At 57.9% G+C, this 22,071-nt stretch carries 16 protein-coding genes and 3 pseudogenes; 7 read left to right on the top strand and 12 right to left on the bottom strand.

Annotation, left to right across the window (positions count from 1 at the left end):
- Position 1: 1 nt before the first annotated feature.
- Entirely contained in the window at positions 2-4,591 is a 4,590-nt protein-coding gene (locus Q7S58_RS01665; protein ID WP_304820135.1) for a DEAD/DEAH box helicase, read from the bottom strand.
- Between the two features lie 222 nt (positions 4,592-4,813).
- Between Q7S58_RS01665 and drmA the strand changes: the two are divergent.
- From drmA to Q7S58_RS01640, 5 genes and pseudogenes are all read left to right on the top strand, one after another.
- Positions 4,814-7,756, top strand: a pseudogene (gene drmA, locus Q7S58_RS01660) (DISARM system helicase DrmA); the annotation flags it as partial.
- Entirely contained in the window at positions 7,753-9,582 is a 1,830-nt protein-coding gene (gene drmB / locus Q7S58_RS01655) for a DUF1998 domain-containing protein (protein WP_304820131.1), read from the top strand. The pseudogene drmA and the gene drmB, both read left to right, overlap by 4 nt.
- Entirely contained in the window at positions 9,579-10,373 is a 795-nt protein-coding gene (gene drmC / locus Q7S58_RS01650; protein WP_304820129.1) for a DISARM system phospholipase D-like protein DrmC, read from the top strand. Before drmB ends, drmC begins: the two co-directional genes overlap by 4 nt.
- Positions 10,374-10,580: 207 nt before the next feature.
- On the top strand, positions 10,581-10,826 hold the full coding sequence (locus Q7S58_RS01645) for a hypothetical protein (protein ID WP_304820127.1): 246 nt from the start codon (positions 10,581-10,583) through the stop codon (positions 10,824-10,826).
- Between the two features lie 143 nt (positions 10,827-10,969).
- Positions 10,970-11,149: a hypothetical protein gene (locus Q7S58_RS01640; RefSeq protein ID WP_304820125.1), complete on the top strand. Its 180-nt coding sequence runs from the start codon at positions 10,970-10,972 to the stop codon at positions 11,147-11,149.
- Here the strand turns inward: Q7S58_RS01640 and Q7S58_RS01635 are convergent.
- Positions 11,146-11,571, bottom strand: a complete 426-nt coding sequence (locus tag Q7S58_RS01635; protein ID WP_304820124.1) for an MAPEG family protein — start codon at positions 11,569-11,571, stop codon at positions 11,146-11,148. The two genes, Q7S58_RS01640 and Q7S58_RS01635, sit on opposite strands and share 4 nt — an antisense overlap.
- A 153-nt stretch (positions 11,572-11,724) precedes the next feature.
- Here Q7S58_RS01635 and msrA point away from each other — a divergent pair.
- Positions 11,725-12,171, top strand: a pseudogene (gene msrA, locus Q7S58_RS21950) (peptide-methionine (S)-S-oxide reductase MsrA); the annotation flags it as partial.
- Here msrA and Q7S58_RS01630 read toward each other — a convergent pair.
- From Q7S58_RS01630 to Q7S58_RS01590, 10 genes and pseudogenes are all read right to left on the bottom strand, one after another.
- Complete coding sequence (locus Q7S58_RS01630) at positions 12,065-12,361, bottom strand: methyltransferase (RefSeq protein ID WP_304820122.1); 297 nt, start codon at positions 12,359-12,361, stop codon at positions 12,065-12,067. The pseudogene msrA and the gene Q7S58_RS01630 overlap by 107 nt on opposite strands.
- Before the next feature lie 309 nt (positions 12,362-12,670).
- Complete coding sequence (locus Q7S58_RS01625) at positions 12,671-13,144, bottom strand: glyoxalase/bleomycin resistance/extradiol dioxygenase family protein (RefSeq protein WP_304820120.1); 474 nt, start codon at positions 13,142-13,144, stop codon at positions 12,671-12,673.
- A 35-nt stretch (positions 13,145-13,179) separates the two neighbouring features.
- Positions 13,180-14,466 (bottom strand): VOC family protein, encoded by a 1,287-nt coding sequence (locus Q7S58_RS01620; RefSeq protein WP_304820118.1) that lies wholly within the window; start codon positions 14,464-14,466, stop codon positions 13,180-13,182.
- An 8-nt stretch (positions 14,467-14,474) separates the two neighbouring features.
- Positions 14,475-14,885, bottom strand: a complete 411-nt coding sequence (locus Q7S58_RS21945; RefSeq protein ID WP_370655433.1) for a DUF3644 domain-containing protein — start codon at positions 14,883-14,885, stop codon at positions 14,475-14,477.
- A gap of 213 nt (positions 14,886-15,098) precedes the next feature.
- The gene (locus Q7S58_RS01615; RefSeq protein ID WP_304820116.1) at positions 15,099-16,793 is read right to left on the bottom strand and encodes a recombinase family protein; all 1,695 of its coding nucleotides are present in this window, start codon (positions 16,791-16,793) and stop codon (positions 15,099-15,101) included.
- On the bottom strand, positions 16,780-17,262 hold the full coding sequence (locus tag Q7S58_RS01610) for a DUF2924 domain-containing protein (protein WP_304820114.1): 483 nt from the start codon (positions 17,260-17,262) through the stop codon (positions 16,780-16,782). The genes Q7S58_RS01615 and Q7S58_RS01610 overlap by 14 nt, the downstream gene beginning before the upstream one ends.
- Before the next feature lie 333 nt (positions 17,263-17,595).
- Positions 17,596-18,492 carry a ParB N-terminal domain-containing protein gene (locus tag Q7S58_RS01605; RefSeq protein WP_304820112.1) on the bottom strand — a complete coding sequence of 299 codons (897 nt, stop codon included), beginning with the start codon at positions 18,490-18,492 and terminating at the stop codon, positions 17,596-17,598.
- Between the two features lie 101 nt (positions 18,493-18,593).
- A pseudogene (locus tag Q7S58_RS01600) lies at positions 18,594-18,923 on the bottom strand (hypothetical protein); the annotation flags it as partial.
- Between the two features lie 81 nt (positions 18,924-19,004).
- Positions 19,005-19,445, bottom strand: a complete 441-nt coding sequence (locus tag Q7S58_RS01595; protein WP_304820110.1) for an NADPH-dependent FMN reductase — start codon at positions 19,443-19,445, stop codon at positions 19,005-19,007.
- Between the two features lie 56 nt (positions 19,446-19,501).
- A complete protein-coding gene (locus Q7S58_RS01590; protein ID WP_304820108.1) occupies positions 19,502-20,278 on the bottom strand; it encodes an SDR family oxidoreductase in 777 nt (258 codons plus the stop codon).
- A 609-nt stretch (positions 20,279-20,887) separates the two neighbouring features.
- Between Q7S58_RS01590 and Q7S58_RS01585 the strand changes: the two genes are divergently transcribed.
- The gene (locus tag Q7S58_RS01585; RefSeq protein ID WP_304820106.1) at positions 20,888-22,063 is read left to right on the top strand and encodes a hypothetical protein; all 1,176 of its coding nucleotides are present in this window, start codon (positions 20,888-20,890) and stop codon (positions 22,061-22,063) included.
- Positions 22,064-22,071 lie beyond the last annotated feature (8 nt).

Below are 22,071 nucleotides of genomic sequence, written 5' to 3'. Positions count from 1 at the left end.
GTCAAAGATTCATCCTCAGCAAGCGCTCTTCTGCCGGCGCACCGCGGATGACGAGACGAAGCCGGGGGTCAGTTTTGAATGTATCCGGCGGCTCCGTCGTGGTGGTCACGATGTATTGAAACAGCGGGTGCTCTGCCGACCCTTCAAGCTCTCGAACCATTCGAAACAACTCATAATAGATACTAAGACCGAGGTCGGCCTCTCTTGGGCTATCGTGCAGCAAGAAAGCCGGAACTCGCGTTGCCCCTTCGATGCTGAGGCATAGTGCAGCGAGGTCGAAGGCCAGAACCTTCAGCGAGTCAATTGCTGCTGTAGCTCGATCTCCTCCAAGGTCTATCGAAAGCTCAATGCCAGCGCCGGAGAGTACGATACTACCTTTGGCATCTTGACCGAGCAGGCGTCGAACAATTGAGTCGAATTTCTGACTCAATCGGCCGAACGCTCGCGCCTGCTCGTCTCGAAAGGCAGTAAGCCTGACTCGTTCCGCTTCGATCTTTGTAGCCAGTTCGCGCGGGGTTTTGGTAGCCGAATCTTGGGCGCTGATCCGATCAGAGAGTTGTTCGATATCGTCCTGGAGTCTACGCGCCGAGTACCACGCAGCTCCTCGGAAATCGCGCGCCTTTTCTATGGCCAAGACACTGTTCGCTAACGGATCCAACTTTTGCTTAGCGTGCGCCGTTTGCTGAATAAGCTGCGTTCGTTCTCGGCCGAGGTTCTGCAATCGCTTACTCTGTTGTTGAAAATCAGCTTGGCGCTGAGCCCAGCGCCGCTGGCAAGCGGCAATATCCGGTATTTTATGTGATAGTTTGCATCCTTCCGCTAACACTCGATCGATGGGTACTTCGCATACTGGGCAAATGGGACTTTCCGCCTCTGTTTTCGAGAATGAGAGAGCGGGCAGCTCCCCTTGGATCTCGCTCAAAACGCGTTCCTCGATCGGGATCGCCGTTTCGACGCGGATGCGCTCACCGTCGAGACGCATCCATTCCGACTGGGCAGTTTTGAATTCCTCGCGTCCGGTGGTCAGTTCGGCATTCTCTTCGGCAGGAAGGTCGGCCGCGGCTGCCACACGTTCGTTCGCTCTCTTGCGCATGACTTCTAGCAGCAGCGGAATTTCGGGCAGGTTTTGATGAACCTCCCGATCTAATGCCCACGGCGCGGCTTGCGGTGTCAGCTCGGTGCTGATGCTTGTGAGGATTCGCTCCATTCGCTTAACGGCGCGCGTCGACACTTCCGAATTGCCAAGTGCCATCGTGATATCTTTCTGCACAGGTAAAGCTTCATCTGCGAGATCAAGGACATGTGGGATGTCAGCCGACAATTCCTTGCCAGTCTCGGCCAGCCATACGGCGTGAAGATGAGCTTCAATGAGATCGCGGTTGGCAAGTTCAATTGCGGGCAGCCGAACATATCCATTGACCATCCGCTCCGGTTTCTCAAAGTAGTACTGATCATGCGGGCTTTGCGCTGCACAGTATGTGATGACGAGCGCAGCCTGTCCGGACCGACCGGCACGGCCCGAACGCTGCGCGTAATTGGCGGGGGTCGGCGGCACGTTGCGCAGATAAACCGCGTTCAGTGCCGAGATATCAACGCCTAACTCCATCGTTGGTGAACAGAACAGAGCGGGCAGGAAGACATCGGGCTCGCCAGCCTGGCGCATGTCATCCTTAGCCTCAGCTATTTTCAGCTTGTCGTCATCGCCCCAGCGGAACCGCCATTCGCGCCATTGGCGTTGCGTCTGCTCGACCTGGGCTGTGTGGGCTCGGCTTTCTAGTCCGAACAGGCCCGCCCCGCCCTCGGACAGGGTCTTAGCTAGTGCGCGATATAGATCGACGAAATAGGGATTGGGCGCTTTCGAATCATTTCGTCCCTCGCCACTCACCAATCGGATGGCATTGGCTGCAAGGCGCCATCCATCGACATCAAAACTGGTTGTGACTGAGCGGACTAACTGGTAGTCAGCCGCTGCCGCGAGTAGAGACTTCAAGACAGTTAGGTATGTCTTACCATCAAGTCTTTTCTTCCAGAGCGTTGGGTGGCCCAGTCGACGCGCAAGGCTACTGCGCGGGCCAGCCCGAAGGATCAGAGGCTCACCTCGCAGCCCCGCATCAGCTTTTTTCGGGGCGTCGACTATGAGAGCTGAAGCACTGCGCTGATTTTCCTGATGCGAGATTGACCAAGGCTCACGCAAGCTTTGGCGCGCAGCATTCGCGGTGGCCTCGACCGTAGTCGGGTCAAGAGCATCAGCCGTGACGGCCAGTCCACGGCGCATCGTCTCCAGGAGAATGAAGAGAGCCTGTCTGCGCGTGGCAGGGTCGGCATGCTTAAGCTCCGGCGGTGCCTCGACGAATGCATTGTCGTCTGCTGCCAAATCGTCGAGCGAAAGATACTCAGCGTGGACTAACCCCAACTCTTCGAGATTGGGATTGGTGAAGCGCCAGCCTCGGCGCTGATCGGCCCAGACCCTATAGGCAAAGACTCGTGACAGTGTCCGTTCTGCGGCGACTTGTCCGGCCCCTTTTATCTCGGGATCAAGCATCCATTCGCTGCGGCGGGATCGATTGGCTGCCGTGAAGCCTAGCGCTGCCTGGATCTTCCGACCGAATTCGTCATCTGCGAGCCCATCAGGCCCTGCAGCGATGACGGCCGCGAGAATCGCCGCGCGCAACTGCGCTACGAATAGAAAATCATTGAAGTGACCCGCCTGAAGTGCGGCATCCTGTCGATTGTCTGTGAAGCCAAGCACCTTGCGCTTGTCGATGCGGAACCCGCTGCTGGGCGCGTTCATCCAGCGGAGCGTACTTGAAACCAGGAGCGTCGTGGCAGAACTTCGGCCTTCGGCCGAAAGACCCGCCAACTTGTTGATTTCTCGCGCTTGCCCCGCGGGTTGATCCTTACAGGCGGGGCAGAAACGGAACTTTCCTGGTAAGAACCATGCTTTGCGCCCCCGCATGCCGATTACACCACTCTCATCAATAACTACGGGCTGCGGGGCAAAAGGACGCAGGTTGCTCTTGATACGGCCAGCCGGGTCTATCCAATCATCGGGGTATTGCTCAGGAGTACCGTCGAAAGTGAATTCCGTGTCTGCCAACGGCTCGGGCATCAAATAGCCGGCCTGCTCGGCCCGATCTTCGTTATCGAGTGGCGGTTCGTCGATCGGCCTGGGAAGAGCTCGGCGTCTCCCGTCTTGGTCGCTCAGAACGATTGGATGATGCTCTTGCCCGCAGTTCCGGCAGAAGAAAGTCGGATAGAGTCGAGTTTCTTTCTCTTCCGGATCAAAAAGTTGACCATCGAGTGTGACGCGGCGGCGGGTGGGTTCTCGAAGAGTCGAGTAGAGGCGACCGGCACCGCAAAAGAATTGATGCAGTTTGAAGGCCATGAACGCGCGATCACTCGTCCCACCTCGCTCGCTCGCGGGCTTGTTCATGAGGATCAGCATCGCCTGAATCTGCGACTGACAGCGCTCCGGATCGCGGCCGGTCTGGGCGGCCAGTTTCTGCGCTGCGCCTTTTAGGGTGATGGGCGGATGTCGACGGAGGCGTTGGCCATCTTCGAGCCCAATTTCGAGCTCGATCCAGACTGCGAGCGGATGCGACCGGAGCTCAGCGTCGGAGAGAGAAACGGGGATCTCGTCGTCGATCGCGGCGCCGAGCTTACCCCCGAGCGATTTCACGTTCATCGCGGGATCGGTCGCTCGTTCGAGGCTCTCACCAATTACAGCGTCGCTGGTGATCTGAGTTCCGAACAGGCGTGAGGCAACGATCGCGACCGCTGCCGCAGGATCGTTGGTCGCGTCATCGCTTGCCATCGTGGCGGATGTGCCGATGCAGATCGGTACTCTATCTCGGCACAGACGGTCCCGAAGCCGCCGAACCAGCATTGCCACGTCGGCGCCTTGACGGCCGCGATAGGTATGCAACTCATCGAGGACGATAAAGTCGAGGTCCTTCGCGTTGCTGATGACCGCCTGATCGAGGCTGTTCTGCCGCGTCATCAGCAGTTCCAGCATCATGAAGTTGGTCAATAGAATGTCGGGGCAGAGTTCTCGAATTCGCTCTCTCTCGTCGGCCCCTTCTTGGCCGGTATATCGTTCGAATGTTGGCCGAAGCCGTTCCGGCAAATCGGACTGATTGACGAACTTCCTCAGCTCTTCTATTTGGCTGTTGGCGAGAGCGTTCATCGGATAAATCACGATCGCCCGCGTCCGTGGAGCCTCACCGGCTAGCCTAGCTCGTATCGCAAGGTCGATAATGGGAACGAAGAAGCAGAGCGATTTACCGGATCCAGTTCCAGTCGTGACGACAAAACTCTGCCGCGCGGATGCCTTCGCGAGCGCCTGCGACTGGTGGCGATAAAGAGTGATTGGTTGGTCAGCAATCCGAAATACTTGGCCTGTACTCGGATGCAGAGAGCCGTCCGCGACCAGTGTGTCGATTGCAATGTCGCGCTCGAAATTAGGATTGATACTGACTAGAGGCTCTGGCCAAAAGCGTCTACTAGCGTAAATGGCCTCAACTTGGGCCCGAATGTCAGCCGCACGTATTTGGGTGAATGACCGCGCAAAGCGTTCGTAATCCTGAACCAATGCGCGATCCAGATCAAAGACGTCGATTGTCCTTTTACCCCCTCAGGCTGCGGTCCACATGCAACGTGCAGATTGGCTGAATCCGTTTTCTTGTCCAACCTAGTCGATTGACGCGCGATGAGCAATTTCGCAATTTGTCGGCAAAAATTGATCCCTGATCATTGGCGGATCAGGGAAATTTAATTCCCTGCTCCGCTTTTTAGATTCCCTGTTCCGATAGCTTCCGAGAAACCCCAGAGCAAAGACGTTCCTGAAAGCGAAGGCCTGAAACTCGTAACCTCGGTACGAAACGTTCCTCCAGTGGATAACAGAGGGTTGCCGCCCGAGCTGGTTCCTCCAGGCACGCGTTCGGTATCGGTGTTCCTGGTCAACTATCGCCGGCCGAAGCCTGACGCCGCTCGGGACGAGGCGTACATCTTCCAGGCGCGGCTTATTCTCACGATCGAGTCGTCATTCGTCCCGCGCCCGAACCTGCGCGGCTTGGTCGCGTCGACTGATGACACCGACGAACAGATTGCCGATTTGCAGTACCGCGATTGCTTCGAGTTTGCCGTCGGTCACGGCGTTGCCACCTCGGCGACCGCCGATTCCGGCGGTGACTGTCGAGAGGTCAGGACCGAATGGATACCCTGCGCTGCGGTCGAAAAAATCGAACCAGGGGAGGCAAAGGGCGTCGAACTCTCTATGCAGGCGCTAGGTACCGTGTCTGATGCTTCGACAATGCGTTCGAAACTGGCGGCACTACCAACTGAATACGGACAGTGGATCGAGAAGCAGCGCGCTGCGGTTCAATCCGACCGGCGCCGAAAGACCGTCGCCGAATACCTAGTCGGTCGCGCCCAATTCGCCAAAGGCAGGATCGAAGCTGGAATTGCTGCGCTGGAGGACCCGATGATCCTCGACGCATTCCGAATCGCCAATCGAGCGATCGCGCAGGCGATTCACCAACGCGCGATTCAAGCTGGGGATCGCAGCGCGCCAACCGCGGCATGGCGCCCATTCCAGCTCGCTTTCATCCTGATGAATCTTCCCGGGATCGCAGATCCGCTCCATAGCGATCGCCAGCTCGTCGACCTGCTGTTCTTTCCCACCGGTGGTGGCAAGACCGAGGCTTGCCTGGGGCTGGCAGCATTCACGCTCGCGCTCAGACGGCTCCGAAATCCCGGCATTTCATCCGCAGGCGTGAGTGTTCTGATGCGCTACACGCTCCGCCTGCTCACGCTCGAGCAACTTGGAAGAGCGGCAACAATGATCTGCGCCCTGGAGCTGGAACGGGAAAAAGACGTCAGCAAGCTAGGAACTGTTCCGTTCGAGATTGGACTTTGGGTCGGGATGGCGGCTACGCCGAACCGAATGGGACGTAAGGGCGACACTGATCAGAATACAGCGCGCGCCCGAACAATCGCTTTCCAAAACGACGATCACAAGCCATCGCCGATTCCTTTGGAGAATTGTCCCTGGTGTGGACAGAAGTTCACCCGCAGATCGTTTTTCCTAAAGCCCAACCAAGATCAGCCGCGCGATCTTAAGATCGTCTGTGTGAATCGCGACTGCGAATTCAAAGGAGATCGCGCGCTCCCGATCGTTGCCGTCGATGAGCCGATCTATCGAAGGATTCCATGCTTTATCGTTGCCACGGTTGATAAATTTGCGGCGCTGCCTTGGGTTGGCCAAACCGGCGCGCTCTTCGGGAAAGTGGATCGCTACGACAAGGAAGGGTTTTATGGCCCGTGCGATCCGAACGTTGGCGCGGCCCTCGAAAAACCTTTACTTCCTCCCGATCTGATTATCCAGGACGAGCTTCATTTGATTTCGGGTCCGTTGGGTACGATGGCGGGTTTGTACGAGACCGCGGTGGACGCACTCTGCACGCGCGAGATCTCTGGGAGGAGAATTGGGCCCAAGATTGTAGCGTCGACTGCGACTGTCCGACGCGCAGATGCGCAGGTGCGAGCGTTGTTTGCGCGCTCCGGCGTCGAGGTATTTCCAGCACCTGGAATCGACCGGCGCGACTCGTTCTTTGCGCTCACAGTTCCCGCTTCGGAGCGAAACCCTCGACTTTATGCTGGCATTGCAGCACAGGGCCGAAGTCTCAAGGTTGTCCTGCTCAGATCATATCTGGCGCTGTTGGCCGCGGCTCAGCGAATGTACGCAGCCGAGGGCGCTGATCGCAATTTGGAGAATCCCGCCGATCCGTACATGACGTTGCTCGGGTATTTCGGAAGTCTGCGCGAACTCGGTGGTAGCCGCAGAATTATTGAAGACGAAGTCAATTCGCGACTTCAGAGCTACGGGTCACGTAAGCGGGTAGGAGAAGAGGAAGGACTATTCGCGGACCGCAAGATCGCTGAAGACGTAGTTGAACTCACCTCTCGGGAGAGCACAGACAAGGTTGCAAACGCCAAACGCAGGCTTGCACTCGCCTTCCGCGACAAAGAACGCGTCGACGTTGCGATTGCCACCAATATGATCTCGGTCGGACTCGATATATCACGGCTGGGTCTGATGGTAGTGCTCGGTCAACCGAAGACCACCGCGGAGTATATACAGGCGACCAGCCGCGTTGGGCGCAACGACAACCATCCCGGCCTAATCGTTACGCTCTTGAATATTCACCGGCCGCGCGATCGATCACACTATGAGCGATTCGAGGCCTATCACGCGTCGTTTTATCGTAACGTCGAGGCTACCAGCGTAACGCCGTTCTCACCGCGCGCTATTGATCGCGGCCTGGCCGCAGTGATCGTGTCCCTTGCGCGCCATGGACTCGGTGCGCTAACTGCGCCGAAGAATAGTATCGCAATCTTGAAGGAAAGAGCGCGATTGGACTTGGTTTCAAAGACAATCATTGAGCGCGCCGAAAAACACAGCAAAGACGATACGACCGAGTTGCGTAGCAAGCTCGCTGGGCGCGTAAACGATTTGTTGGATGAGTGGGAAAAGATCGCACACGCCAAGCAGAGCGTCGGCTCCGGACTGCAATATCAAAAGGAAGTTGGAGGCGCCCCACCTCTTCTCTTCGATCCCCTCGATCCCGAACTTGATCGGCAACCTCCGGGCGCGCGAAAATTCAAGGCGCAGCGATCGATGCGTGATGTCGAGCCCAATGTGAATCTCTGGGTGCGCAGACTCGACGGAATCGATGTCGAGGGTGAGGAAGTATGAGGACTCAAGCTCGACCTCACGGCCAGATTAGGCAGAGCCAAATCGTCACTACCTTCGGACCGGGAGCGATGGTCGATTTGCCCGACCACGCGGTAATCATCGGCGGCCTCGAGCACTGGCGCGGTGCCGGGCATCAGGTTCATGAGGAACGGCTTGAGAACAAGATCCAGACGCTCCTGAATATTCCCGCGATCAAGTTGTTTGCGCCGCCGATAGATTCCGGCGACGCAAGCGCGCCGCGTACCGGAGTCACTGCATGGCAGTTTCCGGAATGGTTCATCGCGCAAGGAGACGAGATACGACGCGACGGCTTTCGCTCTCGACCCATGGTGCATCGCCAGGCGCTGAGATCAGGCAAATATCTCGGAAATGATCGTAAAACATATCGAGTGATCCCCATTCGATTCGTACAAGCGTGTTCAAACGGCCATATCGGCGACATCAACTGGCATGACTTCACCCACGAAGCGAAAGGCGACTGCCGACGGCAACTTTGGATGGATGAAATCGGGACGAGTGGCGATCTGGGAGATATCTCAATTCGCTGCGAATGCGGTCAGAAGCGATCGCTTGTTCATACGCAACGCACGGCTGAGCGTCCGACGCCACTTGGCTTCTGCAGGGGTCAAAGGCCGTGGCTTGGCCCCGCCTCTCAGGAAAAATGCGGTGGCGATGATGGTCCAAATCTCGCCAACCGTTTACTGATTCGATCAGCGAGCAATTCATATTTCCCTCAGCTGCTGAGCGTGATTTCGATTCCGGATCAGGACGAACGCGTGCGGAAGGCCGTCGCCCCGATCTGGGAGGACTTTCTACTTTACGTCGAAAATGCTGCCGATCTCTTGCGCGAACGCAAGAAGGCGAAAGTTGCGGCGGCTTTGGAGGGACTGTCTGAGGAAGCGGTGCTGAAGGAAATAAAACGACACAAGGGCGGTGTTTACGAACCTTCCAAGAGCATCAAACAGGTCGAATTGGAAACGCTCCTCTCGGCAGAACAGGAAATCGGCAGTGATGTGCCGGAAGGAGACTTCTACGCACGGAGGGTGTCACTCGACGAACGGCGAAAGGGACCGATGGCGAAGGTGGAGCGCGTCGTGCTCGTCCATCGTATGCGCGAAGTTGTCGCTCAAGTGGGATTCACACGCTTTGAAGCCGCCATCACGGACATCGACGGCGAACTCGATCTCGGTGTCCGGCGCGCCGAACTCGCCACTGACATTTCGTGGTTACCAGCAGTGGAGAACCGCGGGGAGGGTGTCTTCATTGTTCTGAAGCAAGATGCAATCGCGAAATGGAGAAAGTTAGCTCCCGTTCAAAAGCGCGAAACGCAATTGAATCAGGGATTCACGGCATGGCAACGGAAGAATCCACTGAGTCAGGCCGTCTTCTTGGGTGCCACTTATGTTCTACTTCACTCGCTCGCACATCTACTGATCACCGCCGTGTCTCTCGAGTGTGGATACGCTGCCAGCTCGATTCGCGAACGCATATACGTGAGCGACGCTGGCAGCGGAATATTACTCTATACAGGGAGCCCCGATGCCGAAGGAACGCTTGGCGGACTCGCAGCCGTGGGGCGGAGAATCGAAGAGCATCTTCGAACCGCACTTGAGCTCGGCCGACTCTGCTCGAACGATCCCGTGTGCGCTCAGCACGGTCCGGATAATAGGCAAGAAGAACGCTTCCTGCACGGTGCGGCGTGTCACGGATGTCTGCTAATCGCCGAAACCTCCTGCGAACGACGCAACGAATATCTCGATCGAGCGCTAGTTGTCCCAACTGTCGAAGGATTGGGAGCCGAGTTCTTTCGCGAGGAAACTGCGTGAAGTCATCCCTGACTAAGCTTTCGACGGCGGCGATAGTGGCGCTGTCGGAGGCGCTTCGAAGCGGACGTTTGACAGCACCATACAGCCCTATCGCATTGCGCGACTATCTGGCCGGACCGAACGACACGGAAATCAGCGCCGAGTTTGGGAACCTGTTTCGATCAGGAATGGGAGCAGCGCATATTGCGTACGTGCTTGACGCAATCACTGCAGAACGGGAAAGGACCGATTCGCCGGAAAGGCACATCGAGCTGGTCTGGAGCGGTCCAGAAACCATGCGCTCCGAAACCAGAGAAACCGGCGTAGTCGTGCGTGGGATGTTCGCGAAGGCGCAAAGGGCCGTGCTAGTCGCCAGCTACGCGGTCTACCAGGGTCACGTGATCTTCAAGGAGCTCGCGGACCGAATGGATCAGATATCGGGACTCCGCGCCCGAATGTTCCTGAATATTCAACGTACTTATCAAGATCAAAGATCCGAAGCCGAGCTACTCGCCGGCTTCGCGAAGACGTTTCTTGAGAACGATTGGCCGGGAAGTCGAAAGCCGGAAGTGTTCTACGATCCGCGCGGTCTTTCAGCCGAGGCCGGAGGCAAGTCTGCTCTGCATGCGAAGTGCGTGGTCGTGGATGATGAAGAAGCCTTCATCACCTCGGCAAATTTCACAGAGGCCGCCCAAGAACGAAATATTGAGGTCGGGGTGCTGATAAGGGTTCCGAGTTTCGCAAAAGCGCTGCGCGAGCAATTCGAAAGCATAGTTAGCTATGGCCAACTTCGACGCGTGCCTGGCATCTGAGCCGGAGTCCAGACCAGACCGGCAAATCTGCAGCAGTCGCCAGCGTAGCAGGTAGCTGCTCGTACCATACGCCGGAAACTGCCTCCATCGTCCTGGTTGTCAACTGTCCAACCCATGGGGTTCATTCCAGACCCTCCGCCGAGGTGGGTCAATATTCAACGGGCGTTGACTGTCTTAACGATCTATCGACACGAGAAGGCCTGGACGATGAACAAGGAAGGGCTTTCGGTCGAGGCGATCGCGGAGTCCGTGGAGGCAACGCCTGACGAGGTCAAGCCCTGGCTCGAGGAGTACAATCAGCGGGAGCTGAAACGGGAAGCAAAGCGCTTCGGCGATACTCGTTGCGCCGTCTGCGGGGCTCCACTCCTTTTCAATAGGGAGTGGGCGGAGGAACGGCGGCAACTACTATCATCCGGCATGTTGGGGCAAGATAACGTTCGGCTGCTGAAATGAGGAAGCGACTACCGCTTAGCACTTGCCGCCAGCGGCCGGGTCGAGATCGATACGGACAAGATCCGGTCACGGCCCAATTTGCTTGTGGTGCCGGAGCTCGCGAACCAAGCAGAATCGAGGAAAGAGAGCCACGGTTCTTAGTGATGCACGTCGCCTCGGCGGAGAAATCGTGCGACGCATTGTTGATGATCTCGTTCGCGCCGAAACTTCGCACGATTTCCGCCTTATCGTCGCTGGAAACCGTCCCAATCACCGGCGGCACGCGCGATCTGAACCGCCGCGATACGTACTCCGCCGGCCGTGCGACGCCCGAGAAATCCTAAGCGAGCACGATCTCGATGACGAGATGGACCATGAGCGCCAAAGTGTCGAGCGCGCCCACGGTAAAAACGATTGTACGCAATGGCTGAATTGAGTTGAGATAGCAAATAGTGTGAGCGATTCGCGCTACCATGAAGACGACGCAGTAAACGACAAATGCGGTTGGGGAGAGACCGGCTGCCACGTAAATCCAGCAGAGAATCAGGAATATCGGGATATTCTCGAGATCGTTGAGCCACGCTCTTGCCGCACGCTGAACCGCCGGAGCCTCTTCGGGCGCCTGATTGGCCTGGAACAACCTCGCGTCTTCGGGGTTAACGAATATGCCAGCGGCGACGCGGGCGCGCCCCTGCGCAACCGAAATTGCCGACATCTTGAGAGCCAGTACGATCGCAGTAATCGCATACATCCTGAGCAGCGTCACGGTTTTCCTCCTCGAAGCATGAAATTCGGACAGTTGCTGACATCTAACGTCTTATCGACGTGCATTAACGCCTTCGGTTCACAGAATGCCTATCTGCATGGATAAGCGAGCCCAGCAGAAACAGTCTGTACATCATTGGCACCTCCGGCGCATAGCACCGAAACGACCGGACATGCCGAGTCGGTGCAGGTTACCTATGATCCGTCCAAGGTCTCATACGACGAACTGTTGAAGGTGTTCTTTTTCGTCGCTCACGATCCGACCGAGCTGAATCGACAGGGGCCGGATTCAGGAACTCAATATCAGTCCTCGATCTTCTATGAGAACGACGATCAAAAGAAGATGGCAAATGACTATATTGCGCAGTTCGATCGGAAACATTCATTTTCCAAACCAATCGTAACCAAAGTAGTTCCGCTCATCGCCTTCTATCCAGCCGAAAACTACCATCAAAACTATCTGGCTCTGCACCCATATCAGCCCTACATCGTCATCAACGATATGCCGAAACTCGAAGCAGCGAACCGCTGCCACCGTCGACGTCGACGATTTTGCCGAACGCCGAGAAGTCATACGAGGCGGCGATCGCTGCGGCAGTGACCGGCGCAAAAGTCGCCATCGCGTCGTCAAAGACCTTGGCCTGTTCGGGGTCGCTCTCGATAAGCGTGAAGGGATTCGCCTCCGGATAGGTGCGACGAAACGCCGGCTCGCCAGTCCGAGCGCAGTATTCAAGATCCTTCCACGAATCCTGAATGCCGACGCCGTCGACCAGCAGGATCGACGCGCGCATCGAGCCTGGCACCCTCTGCGCAGATATTCTCCGAACGCGGTCAGTCGGAACATACCGTCGTCGCGTTCCTCGAAAACGCCCACACTGGCCAGCAAGTGCATCGCGCGATTGAGGAATGGTGCGTGCGATTCGGACGCCTTCGCAAGGTCGCTGAAATGGCGCGTACCGTCGGCGAGCAGGTCGGCGATATTCAACTTCACAATCAGCGCAATAGCGCGGGAGATAAAGTGGCCGATCGCCATCTGATACAGGGCGAGCGGCGACGGTGCTGAAGTTGATTGGAATTCTGTTGGGTTTCCATCCTGGACCTCAATGGTCGCCAAGCGCAGCCATCCGCTTTTTCATCTCGTCGGGCGTTACGTCCTCGATGTGCGTCGAGATGTCCCACACATGTCCCGATGGATCCTTCACTTGCGCGTTGCGGTCGCCATAGAACTGGTTGGCCGGCTCACGCAGCGAAGTCGCGCCTGCCGCGAGCGCAGTTTTGTAGACCGCATCGACGTCCTCGACGTAAACGTGAATCGAGACCGGAGAGCGCGCGTCGCCGATCGATTTCGGCGAGAGGAATCCCATCTCGGGGAATTCGTCGGCGAGCATGATGGTGCCGGTGCCGATCGTCATTTGCGCGTGACCGATTCGACCGTCGGGCATGTCAAGTCGAAGAGTCTCGGTCGCGCCGAAGACCTGCTTGTAGAAGCCGATCATCTCGACCGCGTTACTGACGCTGAGATACGGCGCCACGCGGCTTTCGTTTGGCGGGATCGGGCTGACGTTGGTTGCCATAGTTATCTCCTTCGTTGTCCGTTCAGACTCATTCGTTATCCGTCGGCCTTGAGCGGAGTTGCGATGTACCAGATGTGGCCGAACCGATCCTGCACCCCGCCGCATCGATCGCCCCAGTCCTTATCCTCCATGGTATCGACAATCTTCGATCCTTCGGCGAGTGCGCGGCTAAACGCGGCGTCCGCATCGGCGACGTAAACGTAGAGATGCAGCGGTGTCCCGCCGAGCGCGCGCGGAGTGGTCGCATAACCTTTTGCTCGATACTCCGCGAGGTCGGGCGTGTTCGCGTCGCGCAACATAAGGTGCGTGTCGCCGATCTCGATATGGACGTGACTGACCTTGCCGTCGGGCTGTGTGATGCGCTCTGTCTCCGTCGCGCCGAAAATCCTCTTATATAATTCCGCCGCGCCAGCCGCATCTTCGAAATACATGAACGGCATGATCGATCCGTGGCGCTGATGAGGCGCGACCTCGGCTTGTTCCATCTTGACGTTCGCTGCGGCGGTCTGCTTGTGGGTTGCGATGTACCATACGTTGCCGAACGGATCCTTCACGCCCGCGTAGCGATCGCCGTATCCCTGGTCGACCGGCTCATCGATCGAGATAGCGCCGGCGTCCAGTGCGCGCTGGTAGGTCAGGTCGGTGTCGGGGACATACAGATGAAGCGCGGGCGGCATCGGCTGATACGGTCCGTGCGCCTCGCCCATCGCAACAATCGAATCGCCAATCCGAATCTTCGCATGATGCACCGTGCCGGCGTCGTCTTGCGCGCGGAAGACTTCCTCGGCGCCGAACGCGCTCTTCAGAAAATCGATCACCTTTGGCGCGCCAATAGGATGCAGATACGGCGTGATGTTATGCATGCCCTCGGGCAGCGGCTCGGCGTCCTTGCGATGGGTCGCGATGTACCAATGATTCCCGAACGGGTCTTTGACGCTCGCCTCGCGATCGCCGTAATCCTGGTCGGTCGGTTCGTGCAGCGATGTGGCGCCCGCCTTGAGCGCGCGCGCATACATCGCGTCCGCGTCGGGCACGAACAGCCAAATCGCCGTTGGATTCGGCTTGTACTTGTCGATCGCGTCCGCCACTTCGATCATCGAACCTTCAATCTGAAGCTGCGCGTGCGCGATCTGATCGCCACGCGGCACACGGAAGATCTCCTCGGCGCCAAACGCGTTCTTGAGAAACCCGATCAGCCCTCCGGCGCCTTCGACCTGGAGATAAGGCGTGATGCTGTGGAAGCCCTCGGGCCGCGTTTCGAGTTCGCGCACCGGTTGCGGCGCAGACGCCGACGATGCCTGCTCCTGTGCGAACGCTTCCATGCGGCGCTTCATCTCTTCGGGCGACACGTCCTCGACATGGGTCGATACGATCCACAAGTGCCCGAACGGATCGGCCAGTCTTCCCGTGCGATCGCCATAGAACCAGTCCGCGATCGTTCGGGTGGATTCTTATCTTGCCAGAATTGATTGCTGCACTCCTCGAGTTCCCAGTGCTTGAATTCGCCGTCGATCTGAACGTATCTGAAAGATTTGCCAGCCTTCTTGCGGTGCCAAGGTCTCTGTCCGTTTTTGTAAAAGATCGCATGAAAAAGAGCTGTCCACGCTATCGTCATAAGGACAAGGTAGTGAGGCGTCCGAAAGGCTGAGCCCGGCCTATTGTAAACTTCGACCGCGCTGATCGCCGCAGCACGGGCTTTATCCAGATGAGTTCGTACCGGCCGTTTCAGGCGGGACGACATATTCAGTGCCTCCCTGCTGTCTGCCAGGCAACCAGCATAGTCGAATTGTGCAGATCTCGAATCCGTGCACCAATACTAACTAAAGCCCATCCTCCCGGCGGATGAGGTGTGCCAGAGCCGAATTTGAGGCTTGCCAGCCGTAGCCTTTTTTTGCCGATCGCAGCCTCGCGCGCGTTCTCTCTTGAACGCCTGACAAAGTAACCGCGATGCCGCTCACTCGAAAGCCAGCGCCACGCGCTGCTTGTCCCACTCGACCGGGATATTAATGCCGCGACTGAGCGCCTCACCAGTTAAATCTGCCGGATGGCGACCATAAGCGATGGCCTGAACAATCGTCGGCGAAAGAAACGCCAGGGGGATGAGACGCCGTACGAAGCGTTCGTTCACCCCTTCTCGCGCTGCTATCTCGCGAGTGAACGCGGCCCGACCCGATGCCAGCTCGTTGAACCACTTGTGTGCGCGTGCGACCGCTTTGAGGAGGGTCGGATCGGTCTTCCGGGTCGAGACACCGCCGCCAATCACCAGCCGCATCGCGACTCCGCGCCGCTTCATCTGGAGCGGCACGAATCGGCTGAACGTCAACAGTGGCGCTCGTCTGACCATTGATTCGGGTGGGAGCAACGGTTCGAGATTCATCGATATTTCAATGCCGTTTTTTCTAAGATCCACTCGCTTAACGAGTTCAGCGACGGTGGAAGCCGCCTGAGGGCCTGACTCCAGCCACACGCTCTTGGCTTCGGTTGCTTTGAGGACAGAATCAATCTCGGTTGAAGATACGCCGGCCTCCTGCAGCGTGGTCGCGATGGCTGCATGGTCGTTGAGGATGCGGCAAACCGAAACTACAACGCTTTGTTCCAGCTCCGGTGCAGCCAATCGCCAACTCTTCTCTTTTCCTACCGAGGACCGTCCGCCTCTGACCAGCTCGCGAGAAACATAATACCGGTAACGGCCACCGTGCCGGCCCTTCGCTCCTGTCGAATACAGCGGTTTGCCTTTCTCATCGAACAACCTGCCGGTTAAGACGTTACCAGCAGCCTTGATCTGCGGCGTGCCGTCTCGCGCAGTTTGGTCGCGGAGGCGCCTCTGCACCTTCTCCCAGGTCTGTCGATCCACGATGGCCTCGTGTTGCCCAGGGTGACGAACCTTTTTGTGGCGAATCTCGCCGATGTAGATCGGGTTCGCAAGCAGCTCGTAGAGCGCACCGCGCGAGAAAGATCTGCCTCCCGAACTTGAGCCGCTCTTCGATACGCGAATCTTCGAAACGATACCGCGCCGATCCAGATCGTGTTTCAGAAGACGGACACTGCCCAGTTCGAGGTACCGTTTATAGATGTTCCCGACGAGCTTCGATTCTACTTGATTGACCACCAGCCGCCGGTCGCGGACGTCGTAGCCGAGAGAGCAGAAGCCTCCCATCCACATCCCCTTCTTCTTCGAGGCCGCAATCTTGTCGCGGATCCGCTCGCCAGTTACCTCTCGCTCAAATTGCGCAAACGAGAGCAGGACATTCAGTGTGAGACGCCCCATCGACGTGGTCGTATTGAACTGCTGGGTGATCGAGACGAACGAAACGTGGTGAGCATCGAAGATCTCGACCATTTTGGCGAAGTCCGTCAGCGAGCGGGTTAGCCGATCTACCTTGTACACAACTACTACGTCGATTCTGCCTTCGTCGATATCGGACAACAGGTGCTGCAAAGCCGGGCGCTCCATAGTGCCGCCAGAAATTCCGCCGTCATCGTATGCGGTCTTGACCAGACGCCATCCCTCGCCCGCCTGACTCTTGATGAAAGCTTCACAGGCTTCGCGCTGAGCCTGCAGCGAATTGAAATCCTGCTCGAGACCCTCCTCGGAAGATTTCCGGGTATACACCGCGCATTGTTGAACAGGAGATTTAGCGCGTTCCATGAGTCCCCTCCTTCGAGCGACCTCTCAAACCGAAAAAGAGAGGTCCCGACCACCTGCAGCCGGTGATGACGCGGGCAACTTGTGAAAGCGAACGGTAGTTCTTTTTGCGATACAGAACTCCTCGGTCGAGCACCGTGACGTGGTGACTCTTGCCCTGCCAATCGCGGATCAGAACCGTGCCGGTAGAGGCTCTTGTAACTGTCGGGGTGCGCGAAATTCGGTGGTCGCTCGCCTCGTTAGACACACGTTCGAGCAGGCGGCGGACGGACGGCTTGAGACCACCAAACGCTCGCTCCTGCATACGGTATGCAATTGCAGAAATGAGCAATTTCCGACTGCTGCGCGGAGGAGGTTCCGTGCCGTAAACGGATCGCCATCGGTCTTTTAGTTCGCTTACCCTCAGATCGAACAGGGCCGCGATTTGGTTTGAGACCTGTGCGGTTTCGCCGCCGAAAATTCCCTGGTTCATATCTGTCCCCTCCTTAGCGGATAGAGACACACATCGCTCGTTTCGCGGCGCGCAGCCAGTCCTTGCGCGGCGGATTTCGAACGACGGTACCCACCCAGATTCGGCTAAATTCGCGGCGCAGTGCCAAAGTCGCCGAAGAATTCGAATTGACTGTGCTCTTGGCCATGAGCAGTAGATCAGTGGGTTCTCCACGGAACTAGCTATGTCCGCGTGATTGCCGGGTTCGTGGGCGATTGCCACTTGCCGGACCGTCTAGGTCTCGCCTTCTCTTGCCGTGATTTAGCCGTTACTCTTCGCCTTCCAATCGCCCCGATCGCAGCTGTCAATCGACTCCTAGCAGGTTGCGGGAAAATGCGGAGTTTTCAACTCGATCGGATATAGTGGAGTAATGTGCCGCCAGTCCATGCAGACGAAGTGCAGCGAACCGCGCGCCGAATACCTGGCGAGAAGCGAAAGCGCATGCGTCAGGAAATTGGTGAACTCGGCCTCGCTCATCTCGCCCGACGCCATCTCAAACTCGCGGTGGCGGACGGCACCGAGTCCGCTCACGTTTCCAGCGATCAGGACGTTATATGGCGGGTCGGTGAATACGAGGTCGGCGCGTTCGGCACCCATGAGCGCAGCATAGGCTTGGGCATCGAGCGCACTCCCGCAAAAGACCCGGTGCTCGCCGAGCAACCACAGGTCCCCGACGCGGGTTACCGGCGGCCCGGCGGGTAGCTCCGACAAGTCATCGGCTTCGTCAGCTTCATTCGGGGAATCGAGTCCTTCGATCCGCAGATCGATCTCGCCCATCTCAAAGCCGGTCGCTTCCAGGCTGAAGTCCAAATCGAGAACCGACAACTCCTTTAGCTGTTCGGCGAGCAATCGATCATCCCAAACGGAATTCTCTGTCAGCCGATTGTCGGCGATCATGAAGGCTTTGGCCTGAGCCTCGCTCAGGTGCTGCAGACTGATAGTCGGTACTTCAGTCCGGCCCAGGAGCTTGCAAGCCAGGACGCGACCATGGCCCGCGATTACCTCGCGCTTCGAATCGATGAGCACAGGCACGTTGAAGCCGAAAGCTTCGATACTGCGCGCGATCTGACGAATCTGACGCGGACTATGAAAGCGTGGGTTTCGAGGGTTGAGTTCGAGTTGAGCAATCGGCAGGTAACTTACCTTGATTTGGTCGCGCTCAATGTCGGCGACACTCTGGTTTCGATGTATCCGTGATCGGCTGTTCCTCATCGTCTCCTCCCTCCTCATCTCCGATCCAATCCATTCGTTCGACCGGAACGGCCATTAACGGCAGGATCCGCATCGACGCGTTTGCCTTGGGGCGTCGTCTACTACCCGTAGTCGTTATCGTCGTTGGGTATGAAAATTTCGGGTTCGGGATACTTGCCCGGATCGGCGGCGGCGATACCGAGCATCGCCGCCCAGAAGCGGTCTGCGTGGCCGGCGCCGTCGCTCTCCGCGATGAGTCGCGGGATTCCGGTCGGTCCAACCACCTTCTTGGGCTTGTGCAGATCTCCGCGGAGAGCCAAGTCGCCGGCCGGAATGCGAACTCGGCGATCCTCGAACCGCGCTTTGCCGAGACTCGCGACCGTCAGCTTCGACTGCGGAGTGAAGATCACGCCGTGGACGCGTCCGGGATAGCGCCGTATTGCATCCTCGACCGGCTTCTCACCGTCAACCGTTGTCCACGGAAGACGTCAAATTTCAAAAACTTTAATTGCCCGAAGGCTCTCGCGGCGGGCCTAAAACCCCTTCGAGCAACTCCATACCCGAGCCCGACCTTCCACAATCCTTGCCCCCATGGTCTTCAGGATTTCGATCAGAGACGCTTGCGCAAGCGATGCCCGCGGCGAAGCGTAGAATACGGCCACAGGCTTTTCGTAGAAATCTCCGCTCGAAACCGTCCAATCCAGGGCGTTCTTCAGCACGCCCGAAATTCCGTGCGCATACTCGGGACTCGAAATCAAAACGCCATCGCTGCTGGATAGGCGAGCGCGGAAATACGTCACTGCATCAGGTGCCGGGTCAATGTCCAGATCGACGTTGAACAGAGGAAGCTCGGCCATGCTTTCGTACACTTCGATTGCGGTCAGCTCGCGTCCGATGCGGGATGCTGCGCGTAGCAATGCGGTGTTGGATGAACTCCGGCTCAAGCTTCCCGAAATGACCAAAATCTCGAGCATCGTTCAATCAACAGATCCGATTGGCGGAAATCAGATTCGCTCGACTTCCTGTGTCCCTATTGAGCGACGTAGCCGCCGTCCACCGGCATCGGTAGTCCTGTCACGAACGAGGCGTCATCGGAGCACAGAAACAACACGACGCTGGCGATCTCTTCTGGCTTCCCGATTCGCCCGATGGGTTCGGCGGCGATCATCGCCTCTTCGCTAATCGCGCCGCCGTCGATCGTGCGCTCCACCATCGCGGTGCGGATGAACCCTGGGCATACGGCGTTGATTCGGATGCCGGACTTGGCGTATTCGAGCGCCGCCGATTTCGTGAGCCCTGCCACGCCATGCTTGCTGGCTACATATGCTGTCCCGCCAGGCAGGCCGATCAGGCCCGCCGCGGATGCAGTATTGACGATACTGCCGGCGCCGTGTTTGAGCATCTGCGGTATCTCATACTTCATGCACAGAAATACCCCGGTCAGGTTTACCGCCATGATCCGCGCCCAATTTTCCTCGCTGCAATCAGCGATGTTGTTCGATCCGCCGCGTCCCATCTCGCCCTCGATGCCGGCGTTGTTGAAGGCGCAGTCGAGCCGCCCGTAAGTCTCGACGGTCTTGGCGACCATCGCTTCGACCTGCCTGGCGACCGCGACATTGGCTTCGATGAATAGCGCCTCGCCGCCCGCATCCTTGATCATTTTGACCGTCTGCTCGCCGCCATCGCGATTGTAGTCGGCGATCGCGACTTTCGCCCCTTCACGTCCGAACACGATCGCGGTAGCCCGGCCAATGCCGGAACCGCCGCCCGTGATTAGCGCCACTTTGCCTGAAACTCGACCTGCCATTTCCTTGCTCCTTGTGCGTTTGCCGTAGTCATTGACCATAACAGACCGCGACTCGATTCCCGCACCGGAGAGGGTATACGTGGAGCAGTTCACGCCCGTCGCGCTTCCCGAGATAGTCGTCATTGCGCCCGGATGTCAGCCGGTTTTAGCAAATGGACACGCAGACCGGCCCTTGTGACCGGAGCGGTGTCGCGTAACATTTCCAGAAGAAGCCTCTTCTCCTCGCGCTAGGTAGCGCCGACATCCTCGAGGAATAATACGTCGGCAATCCACCCAATTGACTCACAGGCCGCGTTCTAACGTTGCCGCCGTCTGTTGACGCAATTGGTTGGACCTCTGTATTAGACGATCGGTCAGCTGAATCCAGAAGCACGATCGTCGAATCCACGCGCATAATCGGCATCATGAGGCGCGACGGCGACGACATTGAAGCGAAGGCGAACCACTGGCTAGGCGGTCCGCTCAGCAGGGGAATAACCATGACGGACTCGACGTTCACCGCACCCGTGGCAATGCCCTTCTACAAGGACCGTGCTCTATCAAGCGATCGAATCCGCCGGCGTCCCATCGGTTCGGGCATGGCAGTTCAGCGGCTAGAAGGCCGAGAGCATGTCCTGGAAGACGGGATGCTATATCCACGCAGGTCTGTCCGGCACCGGACCACTCTCTCTGAAGGGACCCGATGCTGAGAGATTTCTCGAGAGCCTCTGCATCAACAGCTTCGCCAAGTTCCCCGTCGGCAGCATGAAGCACGCCGTTATGTGCAACGAGGACGGCCTGATCGGTTGCCACGGCATCACTGAACGCAAAGCCGAAGACGAGTTCGAGCTCTTCGCAGCGCCGCCTTGGCCGCTCCAGAGACTCGCCGGAACCTCCTATAGGGTCGAAGCGCAGAGGCGCAACGACTATCTGTTCCAGATCGCCGGACCAACGTCGCTGAAGACGCTCGAGAAGGTGACGGGCGAGAGCCTCAGGGACATCGGCTTTCTACGCTTCCGGCAAAGCCGCATCGACGGCACGAAGGTCGAGGTCGCGCGTATCGGCATGAGCGGCAACCTCGCATACGAGCTGCACGGTCCCATCGAAGACGGCCCGAAGATCTACGACGCGGTATACCGCGCAGGCAGCGAGTTCGGCATCGAGCGGTTGGGCTGGGGAACATATCTGGTGAATCACGTCGAAGGCGGTTTTCCCCAGATCACCTGGACCTTCATTCCCGTCCCAGGCATGCCCGATGAAATGGCGAGGGCGTTCATCGGCCAGTTCTTCAAGATCTCGGGCAGCGTCGATCCCGCCAACTTGCGCGCGCGCTATCGCACTCCCGTCGAGGTCGGCTGGCACCGCATGTGCCGGTTCGATCACGACTTCGTCGGTCGTGCCGCGCTCGAGGCCGAAGTTGCCCATCCGAAGCGAACCGTGGTCACGCTGCGCTGGAATCCTGAAGACGTGATCGACATTTACGCCTCGTTGCTCCGTCCCGGCGAGGAATACAAGACTCTCGATCTTCCTTACGCGCCGAACGTGTGGCCGCAGGCGCACGCCGATTACATCCTGAAAGAGGGCCGGCCAGTCGGCATAGCGTCCGGTACGAACTACAGCTACTACTTCCGTGAAGTGCTATCGATGGGCTGCGTCGACGTGGACGCTTCGAAGATCGGAACCGAAGTAATCGTTCAGTGGGGCGACCACGGCGGCAAGATCAAGAACGTCCGCACAACGGTCGCGCGCTTCCCGTACCTGACCGAAGGACGGAACAGCAACCTCGACGTCACCACCATGAAGTGAGCGCATCC

The sequence above is a fragment of the Candidatus Binatus sp. genome (genome assembly GCF_030646925.1).
Taxonomy (GTDB): Bacteria; Desulfobacterota; Binatia; order Binatales; family Binataceae; genus Binatus.
This window is presented reverse-complemented; position numbering and strand designations above follow the sequence as displayed.

Bases quoted from the DNA above. Each gene is read 5' to 3' on its own strand.
- Q7S58_RS01595 (WP_304820110.1), bottom strand. From the start codon at position 19,445: ATGCTCGAGATTTTGGTCATTTCGGGAAGCTTGAGCCGGAGTTCATCC.
- Q7S58_RS01625 (WP_304820120.1), bottom strand. From the start codon at position 13,144: ATGGCAACCAACGTCAGCCCGATCCCGCCAAACGAAAGCCGCGTGGCG.
- Q7S58_RS01620 (WP_304820118.1), bottom strand. From the start codon at position 14,466: ATGGAAGCGTTCGCACAGGAGCAGGCATCGTCGGCGTCTGCGCCGCAA.
- Q7S58_RS01640 (WP_304820125.1), top strand. From the start codon at position 10,970: ATGCACGTCGCCTCGGCGGAGAAATCGTGCGACGCATTGTTGATGATC.
- Q7S58_RS01605 (WP_304820112.1), bottom strand. From the start codon at position 18,492: ATGAGGAACAGCCGATCACGGATACATCGAAACCAGAGTGTCGCCGAC.
- Q7S58_RS21945 (WP_370655433.1), bottom strand. From the start codon at position 14,885: ATGTCGTCCCGCCTGAAACGGCCGGTACGAACTCATCTGGATAAAGCC.
- Q7S58_RS01630 (WP_304820122.1), bottom strand. From the start codon at position 12,361: ATGCGCGCGTCGATCCTGCTGGTCGACGGCGTCGGCATTCAGGATTCG.
- Q7S58_RS01585 (WP_304820106.1), top strand. From the start codon at position 20,888: ATGTCCTGGAAGACGGGATGCTATATCCACGCAGGTCTGTCCGGCACC.
- Q7S58_RS01615 (WP_304820116.1), bottom strand. From the start codon at position 16,793: ATGGAACGCGCTAAATCTCCTGTTCAACAATGCGCGGTGTATACCCGG.
- Q7S58_RS01610 (WP_304820114.1), bottom strand. From the start codon at position 17,262: ATGAACCAGGGAATTTTCGGCGGCGAAACCGCACAGGTCTCAAACCAA.
- drmB (WP_304820131.1), top strand. From the start codon at position 7,753: ATGAGGACTCAAGCTCGACCTCACGGCCAGATTAGGCAGAGCCAAATC.
- Q7S58_RS01645 (WP_304820127.1), top strand. From the start codon at position 10,581: ATGAACAAGGAAGGGCTTTCGGTCGAGGCGATCGCGGAGTCCGTGGAG.
- Q7S58_RS01590 (WP_304820108.1), bottom strand. From the start codon at position 20,278: ATGGCAGGTCGAGTTTCAGGCAAAGTGGCGCTAATCACGGGCGGCGGT.